The organism is Polyangium jinanense, assembly GCF_028435265.1.
Taxonomy (GTDB): Bacteria; Myxococcota_A; Polyangia; order Polyangiales; family Polyangiaceae; genus Polyangium; species Polyangium jinanense.
In genome coordinates this window covers 55,153-73,982 of the sequence record NZ_JAGTJK010000022.1, presented here as the reverse complement: position 1 = coordinate 73,982, position 18,830 = coordinate 55,153, and the positions used below count along the sequence as shown (strand labels likewise).

Below are 18,830 nucleotides of genomic sequence, written 5' to 3'. Positions count from 1 at the left end.
CCTCCTTCGGTCCCCTGCCGCGACGCACCCCGCTCGTGCTACCAAGGAAAGCGCATGGATCCCGTCTTTCGCCGCGCCTACAACGCCGCCTTCGGACCCAACACCTATGCGGATTATCTCGAGCGCCTCGAGCGCCGGGTGGGCTCGAAAATCCCCTTCCGTGTGGCTGAGACGCCGCTCTTCCTGCCCGAGGGGCTGCGGAGCTACCTCGCGAAGTCCGCGAAGGAGATCGTGCAGCAGATCTCGCGGCCGAACGTGATCGAGACGATGAAGCGCGCGATCCCCGCGCACCTCGACGCGCCCGGAATGGACCCCTTGCCGAACTGCGTGCAGGTCGACTTTGCGATCGTGCGCGGGCCGAGCGGAGAGCTCGAAGGCCGTGTGGTCGAGCTGCAAGCGTTCCCCTCGCTCTACGCGCTCATGGTGCTGCAGAGCGAGGTCATGGCCGACATGATGCGCACGATGCCGGGGCTCGATCGGAAGTGGTCGATCTTCTTCGGCGGCCTCGATCGCGAGGGGTTCGTCGCGCGCCTGCGCAAGGCCGTGCTCGCGGACGAAGATCCGGCGAACGTCGTGCTGCTCGACATCGATCCGCCGAACCAGAAGACGTACCCGGACTTCCTCGCAACGAAGGAGCTCATCGGCGTCGACGCGGTCTGCCCGACGACGCTCGTACGCGAGGGGCGCAAGCTTTTCCGCAAGGTGGCCGGCAAGCTCGTCGAGGTGCGCCGCATCTACAACCGCGTGGTCTTCGACGAGCTCGAGGCGCGCAAGATCGAGCTCCCGTTCCGCTACACGGACGACCTCGACATCACGTGGTGCTCGCATCCGAACTGGTACTGGACGTGGTCGAAGTACACGCTGCCGTACATCGATCACCCGGCCGTGCCGCGCGCCCGCTACCTCTCGGAGCTTTCGGAGATCCCGAACGATCTCGAGCGCTACGTGCTGAAGCCCCTCTTCTCGTTCGCGGGCTCGGGCGTGAAGGTGGATCCGACGAAGGAAGACATCGCGGCGATCCCCGCGTCGGATCGGCACGGCTGGCTTTTGCAGGAGAAGATCTCCTACGAGCCCGCGCTGCCGATGCCCGACGGCTCGGGCGTGAAGGGCGAGGTGCGGATGATGTTCCTGCGCGCGCCCGACGAGCCCGCGCCCGAGCTCGTGCTGAACCTCGTGCGGCTCTCGCGCGGCAAGATGCTCGGCGTCGATCAGAACAAGGATCTCACCTGGGTCGGCGGCACGGTCGGGCTCTGGCCCGTGGACTGAGCCGGATCAGAACGGCCAGACGAGTCGGTACGGCAAGGCCAGGCGCCACGCGCCGAGAAGGATCGCGATCGTGGCTCCGAGCAGCCCCACCTGGAGCCACGGCCGCGGCGAAGGCCGCGTCTTGCGCAGGCCGAGCGCCGCGCCGAGGCCCACCACGACGCCCCCGACAAACCCGAAGAAATGCGCGCCGAGATCGGATTGCGGGCTCGCGCCGAGCGCGCCGAGCAGCGCGAGTCCGCCGACGATCGGCGCCGCGATCTCCTGCATCGTCCGCTTCCGCCCCGCCGCGTGATCCCGATCGAGCGCGAGCTGCGTGGCCGCGAGGATCCCGATCGCCCCGAACACCGCTGTCGACGCGCCGATCGAGCGATGCACGTCGTTTCCCATCGTGTGGTACGCGACGGCGTTCGCGACGTTGCCGAGCGTGCCCGCCGTGAGGATCGCGAGCGCAGAGCCGCCCGGGCCGAGCCTGCGTTGCACCGCCGACGCGAAGATCGCGCCCGAGATGACGTTGCCGATCACGTGCGACGAGTCCGCGTGCAGCGTGAGCGCCGTCAGCGCGCGCCAGGGCTCGGCGCCGAGGACGAGGTCGCTCTCGGCGCGACCGCGCTGGAACCAGAACGAGTTGTGCGCGACGGGCCCCGTGACCAGGAAAAACAGGGCGAGCGCAGCGAAGAGGAGCGGCGCGATGATCGAGGGCGCGTGCCGCGGCCGCTCGCGGACCTTCTGCGGCGGCCAGTCCCGATTTTCGGTCTCGTACCGATCGATCGAGCTCGACGCCTGATCGTAATCCTCGTCCCTCACGACGAGGACCCAGCCCCGGAACGTCCAGCGCATCATGTGCCAGACCGACATCGACTGCAGGACGAGCGACCAATCCCGCGCTTTGCGCTCGTTCACCGGGCCGATGGCCGTGAGGCCCGGCAGGGGGTCGACCGGTACGAGCACGCCCGGCGTGGGCGGGGACGCAGCCCCCGTGACCCCCGCGAACGCCGCGGGCGAGGCGAGGGAGGGGAGGGACGGTGCCTGGGCGGCGCTCGTGCCTGAATGGTCGTCGTTGTCGTTCACGGTTCGGGGAACGTGCGGACGAGCATGAGAGCTGTCAACACGGCCTGGGTTTCCGAGACCTCCGAAAGTCCCCTTGTGGACGGCTCGGGTGCGTGGCACGGCAGGGGCGTGTCCACCGCCATCACGAACGGAATCCGCGTCAACGTCACGACCCAGTACGTTCCGTCGCAATCCATGCCGAGCGCGAGGCGTTACGTGTTCGCCTACACGGTGCGTATCTCGAACGAGGGCAGCGAGCCCGCGCAGCTTCGCACCCGGCACTGGATCATCACCGACGGCAACGGGAAGATCGAAGAGGTGCGAGGCCCCGGCGTTGTCGGCAAGCAGCCGACCCTCCGGCCCGGAGAGCACTTCGAGTACACGAGCGGCTGCGTGCTGGAGACACCGCGCGGCACGATGCACGGCACCTACCAGATGTACCCCGCGAGCGGCGGGCCGGCGTTCGACGCCGAGATCGCGCCGTTCACGCTCGCGATGCCGTATTCGCTCAACTGAAATGAAAACGGGGGCTCCTCCTTTGGGAAGAGCCCCCGTTTCCTTAGCCTGCGCGTAGAAACGCGTCAGGCCTGGGCCGGCGCCTCGGTCTCCTTCGGCGTTTCGGCCTTTTTCTCCTCAGCAGGCGGCTCGTTCGGGAGGAACGAGAACGAGAGCGCGCCGTCCTTCAGATCGACCACGGTCTTGCCGCCGTGCTCGAGTTCGCCGAAGAGGATCTCGTCGCCGAGGCGAGGCTTGAGCTCGCGCTCGATGACGCGTCCGAGCGGGCGCGCGCCGAAGGCCGGATCGTAGCCCTTCTTCGCGAGGTACTCGCGCGCCGCGTCGGTGACCTGGATGCTCACGCCCTTGTCGCCCACGAGCGACTCGATCTCGCGGATGAACTTGTCGACGATGCTGCCCATGACGCTCGGATCGAGCGGCTTGAACATGATGCGCGCGTCGAGTCGGTTCCGGAACTCCGGGCTGAACACGTTCTTGAAGGCGCGATCGTCGTCGCCCACGTTGCCGCGCTCGCCGAAGCCGAGGCGCGTCTGCGTGAGCTCCCGGGCGCCGACGTTGCTCGTCATGATGAGCACGACGTGCCGGAAGGAGCTCTTCTTGCCGTTGTTGTCCGTGAGCGTGCCGTGGTCCATGACCTGCAGGAGCACCTGGAAGATGTCCGGGTGCGCCTTCTCGATCTCGTCGAGCAGGAGCACGGCGTGCGGCGTCTTCGCGATCGCCTCGGTGAGCAGGCCGCCGCGATCGAAGCCGACGTAGCCGGGCGGCGCGCCGATGAGGCGCGAGACCGTGTGCCGCTCCTGGTACTCGCTCATGTCGAAGCGGAGGAACTCGATCCCCATGACCTTCGCGAGCTGCTTGGCGAGCTCGGTCTTGCCGACGCCCGTCGGGCCCGTGAAGAGGAACGAGCCAATCGGCTTCTCCGGCGAGCGCAGGCCTGCGCGGGAGAGCTTGATGGCGCTCGCGAGCTGCGAGACCGCCTCGGCCTGGCCGAACACCACGCCCTCGAGCTCCTTCTGCAGATCCTTGAGCTGCGCGCGATCCGAGGTCGAAACCTGGCGCGGCGGGATCTGGGCCATCTTCGCGACGACGATCTCGATGTCGGGCACGTCGACCGTGTAGTCCTCGCCGTGGGCGAGGCGCGCGGCGGCGCCGGCCTCGTCGAGCAGATCGATCGCCTTGTCGGGCAGGCGCCGGTCGCGGAGGTAGCGGTCGCTGAGCTTCGCGGCCGCCTCGAGCGCGGCGTCCGTGAACTTGACCTTGTGGAACTCCTCGTAGTGCTTGCGCAGGCCTTCGAGGATCTGGCGCGTCTCGTCGACCGAGGGCTCGTTGATCTCGATGCGCTGGAAGCGGCGGGCGAGGGCGCTGTCGCGCTCGAGGTGCCCGCGGTACTCCTGGAAGGTCGTCGCGCCGATGCAACGCAGGCGGCCGGATGCGAGCGCGGGCTTCAAGAGGTTCGAGGCGTCCATCGTGCCGCCGCTCGCGGCGCCGGCGCCGATGATCGTGTGGATCTCGTCGATGAAGAGGATCGCGCCCGGCTGCTTTTCGAGGGCCTTGAGCACGCCCTTCAGCCGGTTCTCGAAGTCGCCGCGGTAGCGCGTGCCGGCGATGAGCGCGCCCATGTCGAGCGCGTAGATCGTCGCGCCCTTGATCGCGTGCGGGACGTCGCCCTTGACGATCTTCATGGCCAGGCCCTCGGCGATCGCGGTCTTGCCGACGCCGGCGTCGCCGATGAGCAAGGGGTTGTTCTTGCGGCGGCGCGCGAGGACCTGGATCGTGCGCTCGAGCTCGATCGTTCGGCCGACCAGCGGATCGATGCGCCCGCTCTCCGCTTCCTTGTTCAGGTTCACGGTGAACGACGCGAGCGGATCGCGGCGGCTCTCGCGGCCTTCGCCCTCGGCCTCGGCGGCGTCCGCGCCCTCGGTCGCGTCCTCCGGGCCGACCTCGTCGTCCTGCCCGTCCTTGGCGATGCCGTGCGACAGGAAGTTCACCACGTCGAGGCGCTGCACGTCGGCCTCGCGGAGCATCTGCACGGCGGGCGAGTCGCGCTCGGAGAAGACCGCGACGAGGACGTTCGCGCCCTTGAGCTCTTTCTGGTTCGTGTTCTGGACGTGCACGGCCGCGCGGCCCACGACGTTCTGGAAGCCGATGGAGACGACGGGCTCGTTGTCGACGTGATCGGGCAGCGCCTCGATCTCTTCTTCGAGGAAGCGCTCCAAACGCTTCTTCAGCTTCGGTAGATCTCCGCCCGCCTTGCGGATCACGTTCGCCGTCTCCTCATCGAACGTGAGCGCGTAGAGAAGGTGCTCGACGGTCACGTACTCGTGCCGTCGGCGGATGGCCTCGTGCGTGGCCAGCTTGAAGGCGATCTCGACCTCGGGGCTGATCTTCATGGTTCCTACTCGGGTTCGGCCGAAAGCCGGAGGGGCATGCCGTGTTGCCTCGCGAAGCTCTGCACCTGGGTGACCTTCGTCTCGGCGACGTCCTTGGTGTAGACGCCCGCGACGCCTGAGCCCTTGTGGTGCACGCTGAGCATGATGTGCGTCGCTTCCGTGTCGGTCTTGTGAAAGAACTTCACGAGCACGAGAACGACGAATTCCATCGTCGTGTAGTTGTCGTTGTGGAGGACGACCTTGTAGCGGCGGACCTTCTCGACCTTGCGCTTCTTCTGGGTCGCGAGATCGCCTTCGTGGTCCTCTCGTTCACGCGGATCGTTCGCCATACGTCTGGGGGGGCCGAACAGAATAGCAAGCCAGGGCCCGGCGCGCCGGTGGTCGCGCGCGGAGAATCGTTATGCTCGGGGCGGGGAGCGGGCGGAGAAGCCCTACTCGGCGGCGGGCTCATCGGGGACGAGCCGGATGGGGCAGGGCTCGATCCCCCAGATTTCATTCGCGTATTCGCGCACCGTGCGGTCCGACGAGAAGCCGCCGACCCGCGCGATGTTGAGGGCGGCTTTGCGCGACCAGGTCTCCTCGTCGAGGAACGCCCGCTCGACGTCCTTCTGGGCGTCGGCATACGCGCGGAAATCGCTCATCACGAGGTAACGGTCGCGGCCGAGCAGCTCGTCGACGAGCGGGTGGAAGGCGTCGGGCTCGTCCGGCGAGAAGAAGCCGGTGCGGATGAAGTCGATCGCCTCGCGGAGCTCGGGATCGGCCTCGTACGCGGCGCGGCCAGGCACGCCCGACGCGAGGCGCGCCTCGACCTCCTCGGCCGTGAGGCCGAAGAGGAAGAAGTTTTCGGCCCCGACGGCCTCGCGGATCTCGATGTTGGCGCCGTCGTAGGTGCCAATCGTGAGCGCGCCGTTCATCGCGAGCTTCATGTTGCCGGTGCCCGAGGCCTCCATGCCGGCCGTCGAGATCTGCTCGGAGAGGTCGGCCGCAGGGATGATCTTCTCGGCGAGCGAGACGCGGTAGTTCGGCAGGAACGCGACCTTGAGCTCGGGGACGCGGCTGTCGCCGTTCACGACGGAGGCGATGGCGTGGATGAGCTTGATGATGAGCTTGGCCTGTCGATAGCCGGGCGCGGCCTTCGCGCCGAAGATGAAGAGCCGCGGGTGCACGCGCTCGCCGCGCTTGGCGCGCAGGTAGAGCGTGACGATGTGAAGGGCGTTCAAGAGCTGGCGCTTGTACTCGTGCAGGCGCTTGATCTGGACGTCGAAGATCGCGCGGACGTCGACCTCGAAGCCGAGCTCGCGCTTGACGATGCGGGCGAGCGCTTCCTTGTTCGCGCGCTTGATCGACCGGAGCTCGGCGAGGAACGACGGATCGGCGACGCACGGTTCGAGCTCGGCGAGGCGCTCGAGCTCGGTGACGAAGCGCGGGCCGATGCGGGAGGTGATGAGCCGGGAGAGCCTGGGGTTGCAGGCGAAGAGCCAGCGGCGCGGCGTGACGCCGTTCGTCTTGTTGCTGAAGCGATCGGGCCAGAGATCGTGGAAGTCGCGGAAGAGCGAGGTGCGGACGAGCTCGCTGTGGAGCTTGGCCACGCCGTTGATCGAGTGCGAGCCGACGACCGCGAGGTGCGCCATGCGGACCATGCGTTCGGAGCCCTCCTCGAAGATGCTCATGCGCCGGGCGCGGCCTTGATCGTAGGGGAAAGCGACGGTCACAGCGCGGAGCAGGCGGCGGTTGATCTCCTGGATGATCTCCAGGTGCCGCGGCAAGAGGCGCTCGAAGAGCGCGACGGGCCAGCGCTCGAGCGCCTCGGGCAGGAGCGTGTGGTTCGTGTAGCCGAAGGCCCGCACCGTCAGCGTCCAGGCCTCGTCCCAGGTGAGGGCGTGCTCGTCGACGAGCACGCGCATGAGCTCGGCGATGGCGATCGCCGGGTGCGTGTCGTTGAGCTGGATCGCGACCTTGTCGCCGAACTTCGAGAAGTCGTCGTGCGTCTTCGTGTACCGCCAGACGATGTCGTGGATCGAGCAGGCGACGAAGAAGTACTCCTGCCGGAGCCGGAGCTCCTTGCCCTTGTCGAAGTTGTCGTTCGGGTAGAGGACCTTGGAGATGACCTCGGAGGCGTTCTTCTGCTCCACGGCCTTGACGTAGTCGCCCTCGTTGAAGAGGCCGAAATCGAAGTCCTCGTGCGCGCGGGCCGCCCAGAGGCGCAGCGTGTTCACGGTGCCCGAGCCGTGGCCCGCGATGGGCGTGTCGTAGGGGACGCCGAGCACGTGATCGGCCGGGTGCCAGAGGACGCGGAAGCCGCCGCGGCCGTCCTGCACCATCTCGGTGCGACCGCCGAACCCGACGGTGACCGCGTATTCGGGCCGCTCGATTTCCCAGGGATTGCCGAATTTCAGCCACTCGTCGGCGCGCTCGACCTGGGCGCCGTCGCGGATCACCTGCTCGAAGATGCCGAACTCGTACCGGATGCCGTAGCCCTGGCCGGGTAGCTCCAGCGTGGCCATCGACTCGAGGATGCACGCGGCGAGGCGTCCAAGGCCGCCGTTGCCGAGGCCCGCGTCGTGCTCGAGCTCCATCATCTCGTCGAGGTCGATCCCGAGATCACGCAGGACCGCGCGGTAGGTGTCCTCGACGCCGAGGGCCTGCAGGTTCGACTGGAGCGCGCGGCCGAGGAGGAACTCGGCGGAGAGGTAGTAGGCGCGCTTGACGTCCTTCTCGTAGTAGGTGCGCTGCGTCTGCGACCAGCGCTCGACGAGGCGGTCGCGGACGGCGAGCGAGAGCGCGACGAAGCGGTCGAAGCTCGTCGCCGTCTCGAAGTCGCGGGCGCGCGAGAACTGCACGTGATCGGTGAACGCGCGGCGGAGGGCGGCGGGGTGCATGCCCGTCCGGTCGTCCTCGACGCGGACGCGCGAGGGCACGGGATCTCGGGTCGAGGGGGGAGTGGCGCCATCGGGCGGCGCGGGGGGGCCCTGGAAGAAGGAGGTCATCGCCCGCGCATCATAAGCGAACCTCCCAAGGTGCGCCGCAGGAGCTTGTCCCTTGGCGGCCGGGCTGTGATAGACGAGACCACGGCCCGCGCTCTCGCGCGGCGAGAGAGGAACCATGAGCAAAACCCGTGGGGCGAAGGTGGGTGGGGCGCTGCGAGGTGGGGCGATGATCGCGTTGCTCCTCGGTCTCGGGGCAGCTGGCTGCGGGCTCTTGAAGCAGGAAGAACCCGAGAAGAAGGCGTTCGGCGTGGCCTGCACGAAGGACACGGACTGCGCGTCGCTCCAGTGCGCGGCCACCGGGAGCATCTGCACGAAGAGCTGCACGTACGACAGGGACTGCGGCGACGGGCTCGTTTGCCGCGCGAAGGACACAGGCTCGGGGTTGGAGTGCAGCAAGTCCGTGGGCGCAAAAATCGGCGCGAGCTGTGCGACCGCGGGGGAGTGTGATCACGGCTTCTGCCTGAAGAAGGCCGACGCGCCGAACGAGCCCGGCTTCTGCTCGGCCACGTGCCAGGGCCCCGCCGAGTGCCCCGATGGCTACAAGATCTGCGACACGCTCACGGCCAGCGACACGACGAAGATGTGCATCCTCGGCGACGACCGGATCCCGATCGGCGAGCGGCCGAAGTTCACGGCGCCCACGACGACGACCGTGAAGACGACGCCGACGGCGACGGCCACGGCGACCGCCACGTCGACGGCGAGCGCGACGCCCACGGCGACGTCGACGGCGAGCGCGACCCCGACGGCGACGTCGACGGCGAGCGCGACCCCGACGGCGACGGCGTCCACGGGGCGGCCGCGCATCAAGCTCGATCTCGGCAAGACCAAGAAGTGACGTTTGCCCGGTGGATCCCACGCGCCCTCGCAGCGCGGGAGTTCCGGCGCGCGCGGGGGTCGGGTAGAATGGGGAGCGCTCGCAGCCTCGAAGGGATCGCGGGCGTCGGGAGCAGTGCTCGATGAACATGTCTCAGCGAAGGGCGCGTCGCGCGGCGCGTGTGGCGATGATGGCCGGTGCCGCGGCAATCGCGCTCTTCTCGCAGGGGGATGCCTCCGCGCAGACGAAGGAGGAGCTCGACAAGGCCCGCGCGCTGTTCCGCGAGGGCCTCGCGCTCAGCGCCGCGAACAACTGCTCCGGCGCGCTCGTCAAGTTCAAGGCCGTCGCCGCCGTGAAGATGACGCCGCAGGTCGCCTTCAACATCGCCGAGTGCGAGGAGAAGCTCGGCAAGCTGCTCTCGGCGCTCGGCAATTACAGGCTCGCGGCGAGCGCGGCCGCGGGCGACAAGAAGGCCGCGGACGTCGCGGCGGCGGCTACGCCGAGGATCACGGCCATCGAGGAGCGCTTGCCGAAGCTCACGATTGCGCGCGGCAAGGGCGCGGAGGCGGCCGTCATCGAGCTCGACGGCACCGAGCTCGGCGCGACGCAGGTCGGCACGGAGATGCCCGTCGATCCCGGCCCGCACTACATCGTGGCGAAGCTCGGCAACCGCGAGATCTGGAAGGACTCGATCAACGTCCCCGAGCGCGACAAGAAGACCGTGGAGGTCGTGGTCAAGGACGAGCCAGCGAAGTCGGATGGCCCGAAGGACAATGACCAGCCGCCTCCGCCGCCGCCGCCTCCGCCGCCTCCGCCGAGCGGGCCGAGCATCCCGGGGATCGTGCTCACGGGCGTCGGCATCGCGGGGATCGGCGCCGGGGTCGCGCTCTTCTTCGGACCACGGCAATCGACGATCAACGACCTCGAGGAGCTCTGCGGCGGCGACACGTCGTGCCCGCCGTCGGCGAAAGAGACCGCGGATCGAGGGCGGCTGTTCACGGGGATCGCCGAGGCGGCCGTGGGCGTCGGCGCCGCGAGCTTGATCACGGGCGTCATTCTGCTCGCGACGAGTGGTTCGAAAAAGTCTTCCACGACAGCGCCATCGGCCTCGGCGGAGACGGAACGTGGCGCGCGGTTCATCGGCGCTGCGCCCGGCGCGAACCTCGGCGGCGTGAGCCTCGTGGGGAGGTTCTGATGGCGCATCGAACACGTTCGTCCGTGCGGCTGGCCTCGTGGTTCGTCGTCGCGGGGCTCGGCGTCGTCACGATGCCGGCCGCGTGCCTTTATCCGGCGTACACGTTCGACGAGCCCGAGCCTTCGGGCAGCGGCGGCGCGGGCGGGCAGGGCGGCCAAGGCGGGCAGGGCGGCAGCGGCATGGGCGGGCAGGGCGGCGGGGGAGCACAAGGCGGGCAGGGAGGATCGTCGGGCACCGAGGATTGCCTCAACGGCATGGACGACGACGACGATTCGCTCGTCGATTGTGCGGATGACGAGTGCACGCAGGGGCACGTATGCGTCCCGTCCGTGCCTTTCGGCTGGAGCGGCTTCGCCGCGCTTTTCGAGGGGTTGCCCGCGCAGACGCCTGATTGTCCCGGCGCGTTCCCCACGGTCACGCCCTACGAGGGCGAGAACACGCTCACCACGCCGAGCCACACCTGTTCCGCGTGCACGTGCGGCGCGCCGACGGGCCAGGCGTGTGATTTGCCGGATGAGATCGTCATCCAGAACAAGGCTTGCGGCACGACGCCGACGGCTACGGGCAAGCTCACGGTCCCCGCTGCCTGGAACGGCGCGTGTTATGGGCCCGAGGGGTATCAGGGGGGACAAACCTGCGACAATGGCCCGTGCAACGTTTCCGTCACGAGCGCGAAGCCCACGGTGACGGGGGGGAGCTGCATGCCGAGCGGCGGAGAGCCGGCGCTCACGCCGATCGCGTGGGCGATTCACGGAAAGGCCTGCGGCGACGCGCCTCCTGGCGGTGGGTGCGGCATGGGCATGGTATGCCAGCCGAAGACGCAGCCGCCCTTCCTGCCGGGCCTGTGCGTCTACAAGGGCGGCGACAACACGTGCCCCGCCGGCGAGTTCACGGAGAAGCACCTCTTCTTCGAGGAGGCGGTGGACTCGCGCGCATGCAGCCCGTGCGCGTGCGGCGCGCCGAGCGGCGCCTCGTGTGATGCGACCATCACGCTCTACAGCGAACAGTTGGTGAACACGTGCACCACGCAGGTCGCGAGCTTCTCCGCGGGGAGTTGCGCCAACGTGGTGGGCAACCCTGCGCTCTTCGGTCGCATGGCCACGACCATGCCGCCCACCGGCGGCGCCTGTGCCATCTCGGGTGGTGGCCAGCCGACGGGCGCGCTCACGCCCTCGAACGCCACCACGTTTTGCTGCATCCCCCCCTGATCGTCGGCTCGAACGAACGAAGCCGGATCCCGCGCTCCTCGCGCTCGGATCCGGCTTTCGTGTCTGGAGGGGTCGCCTTTCGGCGAGCCGCTTACTTCTTTTTCGGCGCGGGCGCGGGGGCCGCCGGCGGAGGCGCCGCGGGGGCCGCGGGCTTGCCCGGCTGCGTCGTGGCGCCCGGTTTGGCCGGGGCCGCGTCGCCGCCCTGGCCGCTGTTGTACATCTGGATCGCGCGATCCGTGATCTCGAGGTCGGCGCGCATGTAGGGGACGCTGGCCTTCTCCAGGATGATCTCGTAGCCGTCCTGGGCCGCGATCCGGCGCACGATGCCGATGATGCGCTGGTAGATCGGCGTCGTCATCTCCGTCTCTTTGCGCTGCATCTCGCGCTGATACTCCATCGCGATCGATTGGAGCTCGGCCGCCTGCTTCTGCAGCGCCTCGAAGCGCCGCTGGAGCTGCTCCTGCGGCACCTTCTTGTTCTGCGCGTCCTTCTCCAGCGATTCCTTCTCGGCCTGGAGCTTCTGCTGCTTGGCGTCGAGCTCGACCTGCCGGCTGTCGAAGAGCTTCTTCAGCGTCGCCTGGACACGCAAGCCCTCCTCGGTCTCGAGCATCGCTCGACGCACGTCGATCACGGCGATCTTCGATTGCGCCGCGGCCGTTTCCTCCGCCGCGAAGAACCCGCCCACGCCCGCGACGAGGGCGGCCGCGAGTACGGGGGCCCGCAACCCCGAGAGCCAAGACGAACGCCGAGGACTCACGAAACCAGTACGATCTGCACGCATCACCCCGGGGGACTAATCCCGAAGCCGGGTCGATGCAACGTTTTCTTGCGTGCTACCGAACGAACCTTCCGCGTTCGAGCGGAGAAGCGTGTCGCGTCCGGATCAGGTGCCTGCCTGAAAATACCGGCCCAGGCGGTGGTAGGCATACTGGACGATTCGATAGACCTCTTCGTTGCGGCGCACGAACGCCTCGCGATGATGAGGCATGTGGATCGTGCGGACGCGCTCCTCGAGCGCGGTGAACGCAGCGTCGAGGACGGCGTTCGCCTCGTCGTCTTCGCCGACCGAGAGCAGGGCTTCGATGAGCGTCACGCGGATGCCCTCTTCCCACTCCTCGACGGGCGCCGAGGCGAGGCGCGCGTTCGCGTCGCGAGCGGTCTCGACCGCGGCGTCGACGGCGCGCCGGGCGAGCTGGACGCGGGAGAGCGCGAAGAGCGCGAGAACCTGGAGCGCCGGCTGCGCGCGCGTCTCCTCGATCGCCCAGCGGGCCAGGCTCAGCGCGGTCGCGAGATCGCCCGGAGCGCCGCGCCAGACGAGGAAGATCGTCTCGTAGATGCGCGTGTTCACCCGCAGGCGCGCGGCGTTCGTCTCGTCGGCGATGCGCGCGGCCTGGCGCTGGTGGTCGATGCCGAGATCGAGGTTTCCGAGGCGCGCGTAGCTCATGCCGAGGTTGTGCAGCGCGAAGGCCTCGAGGATCCGCATGCGGCGGGCGCGGGCGTCGAAGAGGGCGCGCTCCAGCATCGACTGCGCCTCCTCGAACATGCCGAGGTGGTTCAGCGCAGAGCCGACGTTCAGGCGGCCGCGCGTGGCGAAGGCGATGTCGCTGATGCTCTCGGCGACCTCGATCAGCGACGCGCCCGTGGTGACGACCTCGGAGGGGGCGTTCATGTGCGCGATCGCGAAGAGCCGGGCGTCGAGGGCACGCACGAGCGCGTCGCTCGCTCCGGACGCACGGGCCGCCTCGACCGCGTCGTTCGCCACGCGCATCGCCTCGCCGGGCTGCAGGCGATCGACGAGGCCGCGGACGCGGACCGCGAGCAGGCTCGCGCGGATCGGCGGCGAGAGCGTGTTCGCGTAGGGCGGCGTGAGGGCCTTGGCGGCGCGATCGTCGCCCTCGGCGGCGCGGCCCGACTCGATGAGCGCGGCCGCGGCGAGTCGTTGCGCCTCGCCCCACATGTCCGAGCCAGCGCGGGCGAGCTGCGCTGCTTCTTCTGCTGCGGCGATGCCGTCGAGCAGCCGGCCCATGAAGATCGAGAACTGCGCCCGCGCCACGAGGAGCTGGACGCGCACGTCGCCGGCCGCGCCGCAGGCAAGGCCGCGGTTCGCGAGATCGAGCGCCGTTTCGAGCTGCGCGCCGTTCGTGTAGGCCTGCTTCGTGGCCCGCGCGTAGAGCCTCGCCGCGCGATCGTGCGCGCCGCCCGCGTCGGCGTGCCGGGCGATGAGACCCGCGTCCACGTCGCCCACGGATTCGAGCCAGTTGCCCGCGGCGAGGTGCAGCGCCGCGCGGTCCTCGTCGAGGATGGCCTCGTAGGCCGCGTCCCGCACGAGCGCCTGACGGAAGATCCACTCGTCCTCGCCGGCGATACGCGACTCCGGCTGGCGGGCCACGATCTCCGCCGCGTAGAGCTCGGACAGCTCGAGGCCCACGCTCCTGCCGACGAGCGCGGTCACGCCGCCGGTCCAGAACGACTGGCCGAACACCGAGGCCGCGCGCAGCACCTCGCGAACCTTGGAGGACATACGATCGAGCCGGAGCTGCACCACGGCCTGCACCGTGAGCGGCAGCTCGTTGCGGCCCTCGGCGGCACAGCGGACGAGCTCCTCCAGGAACAGCGCGTTTCCGTCGGCGCGTTTGACGAGGTTCGCCCGCGTGGCCGCGTCCATGCCCGGCAGCGCCGCGGAGACCAGGCGATCGGCGGCGAGCGGCGAAAGCGGCGCGAGCCAGACGCGCGTGATGTTGCGGCGCTCCCAGAGCGTGCGGAGCCGCGTGGCGAGCTCCGTGCGGCCGAACGCGAAGACCGCGAAACGGATGTCCGCGCAGCCGAGCAGCCAGTCGACCATTTCGAGCGTCGTGTCGTCGGCCCAGTGCACGTCTTCGAGCACGAGTACCTGCGGCGCGCGATCCGCTTCGGCGCGGAAGTACGCTTCGAGCGCCATGCGCAGGCGCGCCTGCATGAGCTCGGCGCTCGCGCGTGCGGCCCGGAGCGGCTCGTCGTCCTGATCCGGGAACGTCACGCCGACGAGCTCACCCAGAAAGCCCGCGACGAAGCGTTGTCCCGGCGGCAGGCGCGTGGCCACGTGCCTGCGCACCTTCAGCACCTGCTCGGCCGGCGCCTCGCCGTCCTGCAGGCCCATCACGGCGCGGAGCGCGCGGCCGAGCGCGGACAGGCTCGACGTCTGGCTGAGCGAGTCGCCGCGGCAGATCAAGAGCTCGGGGCGCACCGGCGCCACTGCGAGCCGCTGCACGAGCTCGCTCCGCACGCGGCTCTTGCCGATGCCCACGGCGCCGAGGACGAGCGCGCCACGCGGCGTCGCGTCCTCCAGAAGCTCGCCGTAAATGCCCTGCAGGAGCGCGATCTCCTTCTCGCGGCCCACGGTCGGCGTGGGACGGCCGAGGAGCTGGCGCGCGACGAACCCGCTCGTGTCCTCGCGCAGAAGTACGCCCCCGCGCGCGTCGGGCTGCAGGATGAACCGACCTTCGAGCCCGCTCGCGGCGTGCGAATCGACGCGGACCGTGCCGGGGCTCGCGAGCTCGATCTGCCCCACGGCGCGCTCGAGTGCCTGGCCGGCGAGGTTCGCGCGGCCGCGGATCGCCAGGCCAATCGCCACGGCGGCGCGCGCCGTCGGCAGCGCCTGCGTCACCACGAGCGCGGCGCGCGCGGCACGCATCACCTCGTCCCCGCGCGAGTGCTCCACGCCGAGCACGGCCACCATCTGCTGATCGAGCAGCGGTTCGAGCCGCGTGTCGTCCCCGAGCACGTCGCGCAGCTTTTGATGCACGTCGGCACCGAGGCGCCCGCCCGCGAGCTCGAAGAGTACGGAGGCGACCACGCGGCGCTCGGCCGATCCCGGGCGCGAGGCGGGCACGGGCGGCGCGCTGGCGTCGGTGATGGTGATCGGCTTCTGGCCGGGGACCGCGCGGACCGCCGAGGCGCTGCTGCGATCGGCCGCGGGCGGATCGTTGTTCAGCTGGCCCACGCGGGCGAGGGCGCGGGCGAGCTCGCCGCTGTTCTCGAAGCGATCCTCGCGATTTCGCGCGACCGAGCGCAGGATCACCTCGGCGAGCGCCTCGGGGATGTCGAAGCGGATGCTCTGCGGGTTCGGCGGATCTTCCAGCACGAGCCGTCCGAGCAGCGCGATCACGTGCTCCGTCTCGAAAACGTTACGTCCCGTCACGAGGCGGAACAGCACCGCGCCGAGCGAGTACACGTCGGCGCGCTCGTCGATCGGCTCGCCGCGGGCTTGCTCGGGGGCCATGAAATGCGGCGTGCCGATGATCGTCCCGCGCTCGGTCTGGTACTCGTCCGGCACGGGCGGTTTCACCACGCCGAAATCGATCAGCTTGATCGCCGTGCCCTTGCCGCGGACGAGGAAGATGTTCGAGAGCTTCAGATCGCGATGAACCACGTTTCGCGCGTGGATCGCGGCCATCGCGGCCGCCGATCGCCTCACGACCTCCACCGCGTCGCGCATGCCGAGCGGGGCGCGGCGCTGCCGCTGGCCGAGGTCCTCGCCGTCGAGCCATTCCATCGCGAAGAACAGCCGCCCGTCGTTCCAGGTCCCGTGCGTGACGTACTGGACGATGTTCGGGTGACGCAGGTCCGCGAGAATCGCGATCTCGCGCATGAACCGCACGCGCTCCTGCGGCGTCGCGCTGTCGCGCAGGATCTTCAGCGCGACCTCTTGTCCCGTGAGCTGGTCGGTCGCCTTGTAAATGTCCCCCATGCCGCCGCTGCCCGCGCGACCTTCGATGAGGAACCGGTCCGACGCCTGACTGAACTCCGGGACCACTGGGCGTACAGGCTACGCGAGGTCCAGTCCGCCTGGGTAGATTTCCGCACCCAAAAGGGGTGTGCGGCGCCTCGTCGGGCAGAATTTTTCGTCCCGGGCTGCCCTTCGGACTTTCCACCAGGACTTCCACGTGTCATCGCGGCGCCTCCATGGCCGAGCCTCTCAAGAACTTCTTCGACGAACGCCTCGTGCGCCGCATCGCCGCCTCGATTCAGGCCGCCTGGCCTGATTTTCCAGCGCGTTCGTTCATCGCGGAGGCAAGGGCTGGGCTCGACGACAAGGAGCTCAAGGCGCGCGGCCGCCACATCGCCGCGGCGCTCGGGCGCGCCTTGCCGGACGACTTCGAACGCGCCGTGGACATCCTCCTCCGCTCGCTCGCCACGCCCGCGTCCCGCGACGAGGGCGCGATGTCGAGCTTCTTCTACCTCCCGCACCTGACCTTCGTGGCGGAGCGAGGGCTCGATCACTTCGAGGCCTCGATGCGGGCCCAGCACGCGCTCACCCAGGTGTTCACGGCCGAGTTCTCCATCCGGCCCTTCCTCCTCCGCGACCCTGTGCGCACGCTCGCGCGGCTCCGGACCTGGGCGACCGACCCGAGCACCCACGTGCGCCGCCTCGTCTCCGAGGGCACGCGCCCGCGTTTGCCCTGGGCCGAGCGCTTGCCTGCGTTCATCGAGGATCCCACGCCCGTCCTCGAGCTGCTCGAGCTCCTGAAGGACGATCCCGAGGCGTACGTTCGCAACAGCGTGGCGAACAACCTCAACGACATCGCCAAGGATCATCCGGATCGGGTTGTCGCCTTGTGCCGCCGCTGGATGGAGGGCGCGGGGCCGGGCCGCACGTGGATCGTCCAGCACGCGCTCCGCTGGCTCGTCAAGCGCGGTCATCCTGGCGCGCTCGCGCTCTTCGGCGCCTCGGCCGCGCCCGAGATCGTGCTCGAATGCGCGAGCGTCACGCCGCCGAAGGTCTCGCTCGGCGAGGAGGCGCGATTCTCCTGCGAGCTCGTCTCGCGCGCGCGGAGCGCGCAAAAGCTCGTCGTCGACGCGGTGATTCATTATCCCGGCGCGACCGGAAAATCCCGCCCCAAGGTCTTCAAGCTGCGCAAGATCGAGCTCTTGCCGTCGGGGCGGGAACGGATCGAGGGCCGGGTGAAACTCGTCGATTTGACGACGCGCCGCCATTACCCGGGCGAGCACCGGATCGAGCTCCGGATCAACGGCGTGGATTTTTCGCTCGGGCAGTTTTTGGCTATTGCATCGCGCGGTGGAGAAACGTCGCCATCTGCGCGCGCGAAACCGGAAGATCGGGGCAATAAAGCTGCTTCGCCGCGTCGCAGCCGGACGTGACCCCGGCGGCGGCGAGCGCGTTGATTGAGCTTTCGAACGGAGAGGTCTCGTCGTCCGTGAAGGCGTCCACCGACGAGGCGGGGAGCTTGAACGCCATCGTCAGGAACGCGGCCATCTGCCCGCGTGTGATCGCGTCGTTCGGGCAGAACCGCGGCCCGTCGTCGCTGCAACCCGACGTGATGCCGGCGGCGGCGACGGCGTTGATCGAGGCCTCGAAGGGCGACCCGTCGTCGTCCGTGAACGCGTCGGGCCCGGCGGGCAATTGCAGCGCCCGCGCCAGGAAATCGGCCATCTGCCCGCGGGTCACGTTCGCCTCCGGGCAAAAGAGCTTTTTCGTCGCATCACACCCGCTCGTGAGACCCGTTTCGGCGAGCCATTCGATGTCCGGCCGATGCACCGATCCGCACACGTCCACGAACACCGCGTCGCAGGCCGGCCCTGGCCCGTCGTACCCGAGCGTCTTCGCGTACCCGCCCCACACCTTCCAGAACAGATAATTCCCGAATGGCGGCGCATTGCCACCCGAGGCCTTGTCGCCGACCCACGGCGTGTACGTGTACAGCACCGCGGCGGCCTTTCCTTTCGGCGTGATCGTGTATCCGTCGAGCGTCTTCTTCCCCACGCCCACCTTCCACCCGGCGATCGTCGTGCCTCCGGCCGCGAGATCATCCAGGTAGCTCCGCGTGAGCTTCCCCGCGCAATCGAGCTGCTTGTCGAACCCCGCGTACGTCGCGCTGCACGGCGCGTTGTCGGGGCAGCCGCAGCCGAACGCCTTGTCGAGTCGGCTCTTCGGACACGTCGCCGAGGTATTGCCGATGAGGGACGACTCCTTTTGCAGGTGCGTCAGGACGAACAGTGGGTTCAGTCCGTATTTTTTGCTCGTTTCGGCGATCACGGTCCCTGCGGTTTTCCCGCCGAACGTCATGCGCGACAGGCACGATCCCGCGCTGTGCAGGTGCGGGTAGGGTTTCTTCAGGAACGCGTCCACCTCCGCGGCCGTGAACGCCTCCGCGTCGAGCATCTCCGCGTCGGGGATGATCCCGTGGCGATCGAAATCACCAATCGCGAAATCCTCCATCATCGGGTTCTCTTCGAGGGCGGTCTCCTCTTCCGTCTCGGCGACGCATCCAGCGCCGAACAAGAGCATGATGGGAGTCACGACGGAGGCAAAACCAAGAAACTTACCAGGCATGCCCGCCGCGATAGCAATGGCTGGGCCAGCGTGTCGTGTCGCGATGCGGCTCGAAATTCGATACGTCCAAGGAG

General features: G+C 69.0%; 13 protein-coding genes. 6 read left to right on the top strand and 7 right to left on the bottom strand.

Features of this window, described 5'->3' with window-relative positions; translation table 11 throughout:
* The first annotated feature begins 54 nt into the window (after positions 1-54).
* Positions 55-1,266, top strand: coding sequence for a hypothetical protein (locus KEG38_RS31580; RefSeq protein ID WP_272423651.1), 1,212 nt, complete (start codon positions 55-57; stop codon positions 1,264-1,266).
* A gap of 6 nt (positions 1,267-1,272) precedes the next feature.
* Here KEG38_RS31580 and KEG38_RS31575 read toward each other — a convergent pair whose 3' ends face one another.
* Entirely contained in the window at positions 1,273-2,334 is a 1,062-nt protein-coding gene (locus tag KEG38_RS31575; RefSeq protein ID WP_272423650.1) for a rhomboid family intramembrane serine protease, read from the bottom strand.
* Between the two features lie 108 nt (positions 2,335-2,442).
* Here KEG38_RS31575 and apaG point away from each other — a divergent pair, with 108 nt between their 5' ends.
* Positions 2,443-2,829 (top strand): Co2+/Mg2+ efflux facilitator ApaG/CorD, encoded by a 387-nt coding sequence (apaG, locus tag KEG38_RS31570; protein WP_272423649.1) that lies wholly within the window; start codon positions 2,443-2,445, stop codon positions 2,827-2,829.
* Positions 2,830-2,894: 65 nt separating this feature from the next.
* On the opposite strand, the gene clpA is transcribed toward apaG, so the two are convergent.
* The 3 genes from clpA to KEG38_RS31555 all read right to left on the bottom strand — a co-directional run bounded on the left by clpA (position 2,895) and on the right by KEG38_RS31555 (position 8,206).
* A complete protein-coding gene (clpA, locus tag KEG38_RS31565) occupies positions 2,895-5,219 on the bottom strand; it encodes an ATP-dependent Clp protease ATP-binding subunit ClpA (protein WP_272423648.1) in 2,325 nt (774 codons plus the stop codon).
* A gap of 5 nt (positions 5,220-5,224) precedes the next feature.
* Entirely contained in the window at positions 5,225-5,548 is a 324-nt protein-coding gene (clpS, locus tag KEG38_RS31560) for an ATP-dependent Clp protease adapter ClpS (RefSeq protein WP_272423647.1), read from the bottom strand.
* Between the two features lie 102 nt (positions 5,549-5,650).
* Positions 5,651-8,206 (bottom strand): glycogen/starch/alpha-glucan phosphorylase, encoded by a 2,556-nt coding sequence (locus KEG38_RS31555; protein ID WP_272423646.1) that lies wholly within the window; start codon positions 8,204-8,206, stop codon positions 5,651-5,653.
* A 115-nt stretch (positions 8,207-8,321) separates the two neighbouring features.
* Between KEG38_RS31555 and KEG38_RS31550 the strand changes: the two genes are divergently transcribed.
* The 3 genes from KEG38_RS31550 (at position 8,322) to KEG38_RS31540 (ending at position 11,426) form a co-directional block, all read left to right on the top strand.
* Positions 8,322-9,044 carry a hypothetical protein gene (locus tag KEG38_RS31550; protein ID WP_272423645.1) on the top strand — a complete coding sequence of 241 codons (723 nt, stop codon included), beginning with the start codon at positions 8,322-8,324 and terminating at the stop codon, positions 9,042-9,044.
* A 121-nt stretch (positions 9,045-9,165) separates the two neighbouring features.
* Positions 9,166-10,218, top strand: a complete 1,053-nt coding sequence (locus KEG38_RS31545; RefSeq protein WP_272423644.1) for a hypothetical protein — start codon at positions 9,166-9,168, stop codon at positions 10,216-10,218.
* Positions 10,218-11,426 (top strand): hypothetical protein, encoded by a 1,209-nt coding sequence (locus KEG38_RS31540; RefSeq protein ID WP_272423643.1) that lies wholly within the window; start codon positions 10,218-10,220, stop codon positions 11,424-11,426. Before KEG38_RS31545 ends, KEG38_RS31540 begins: the two co-directional genes overlap by 1 nt.
* Positions 11,427-11,517: 91 nt before the next feature.
* Here the strand turns inward: KEG38_RS31540 and KEG38_RS31535 are convergent, their stop codons facing one another.
* Both KEG38_RS31535 and KEG38_RS31530 read right to left on the bottom strand, forming a co-directional pair.
* On the bottom strand, positions 11,518-12,183 hold the full coding sequence (locus tag KEG38_RS31535) for an OmpH/Skp family outer membrane protein (protein ID WP_272423642.1): 666 nt from the start codon (positions 12,181-12,183) through the stop codon (positions 11,518-11,520).
* 126 nt (positions 12,184-12,309) lie between these two features.
* On the bottom strand, positions 12,310-16,218 hold the full coding sequence (locus KEG38_RS31530) for a serine/threonine-protein kinase (protein WP_272423641.1): 3,909 nt from the start codon (positions 16,216-16,218) through the stop codon (positions 12,310-12,312).
* A 149-nt stretch (positions 16,219-16,367) separates the two neighbouring features.
* Between KEG38_RS31530 and KEG38_RS31525 the strand changes: the two genes are divergently transcribed.
* The gene (locus KEG38_RS31525; protein WP_272423640.1) at positions 16,368-17,564 is read left to right on the top strand and encodes a DNA alkylation repair protein; all 1,197 of its coding nucleotides are present in this window, start codon (positions 16,368-16,370) and stop codon (positions 17,562-17,564) included.
* Here KEG38_RS31525 and KEG38_RS31520 read toward each other — a convergent pair.
* On the bottom strand, positions 17,467-18,756 hold the full coding sequence (locus KEG38_RS31520) for an S-layer homology domain-containing protein (RefSeq protein ID WP_272423639.1): 1,290 nt from the start codon (positions 18,754-18,756) through the stop codon (positions 17,467-17,469). The two genes, KEG38_RS31525 and KEG38_RS31520, sit on opposite strands and share 98 nt — an antisense overlap.
* Positions 18,757-18,830 lie beyond the last annotated feature (74 nt).

What these genes read in the sequence shown, in the direction of transcription:
- KEG38_RS31580 (WP_272423651.1), top strand. Translation starts at nt 55, where the DNA reads ATGGATCCCGTCTTTCGCCGCGCCTACAACGCCGCCTTCGGACCCAAC.
- clpA (WP_272423648.1), bottom strand. Translation starts at nt 5,219, where the DNA reads ATGAAGATCAGCCCCGAGGTCGAGATCGCCTTCAAGCTGGCCACGCAC.
- clpS (WP_272423647.1), bottom strand. Translation starts at nt 5,548, where the DNA reads ATGGCGAACGATCCGCGTGAACGAGAGGACCACGAAGGCGATCTCGCG.
- KEG38_RS31555 (WP_272423646.1), bottom strand. Translation starts at nt 8,206, where the DNA reads ATGACCTCCTTCTTCCAGGGCCCCCCCGCGCCGCCCGATGGCGCCACT.
- KEG38_RS31550 (WP_272423645.1), top strand. Translation starts at nt 8,322, where the DNA reads ATGAGCAAAACCCGTGGGGCGAAGGTGGGTGGGGCGCTGCGAGGTGGG.
- KEG38_RS31545 (WP_272423644.1), top strand. Translation starts at nt 9,166, where the DNA reads ATGAACATGTCTCAGCGAAGGGCGCGTCGCGCGGCGCGTGTGGCGATG.
- KEG38_RS31540 (WP_272423643.1), top strand. Translation starts at nt 10,218, where the DNA reads ATGGCGCATCGAACACGTTCGTCCGTGCGGCTGGCCTCGTGGTTCGTC.
- KEG38_RS31525 (WP_272423640.1), top strand. Translation starts at nt 16,368, where the DNA reads ATGGCCGAGCCTCTCAAGAACTTCTTCGACGAACGCCTCGTGCGCCGC.
- KEG38_RS31520 (WP_272423639.1), bottom strand. Translation starts at nt 18,756, where the DNA reads ATGCCTGGTAAGTTTCTTGGTTTTGCCTCCGTCGTGACTCCCATCATG.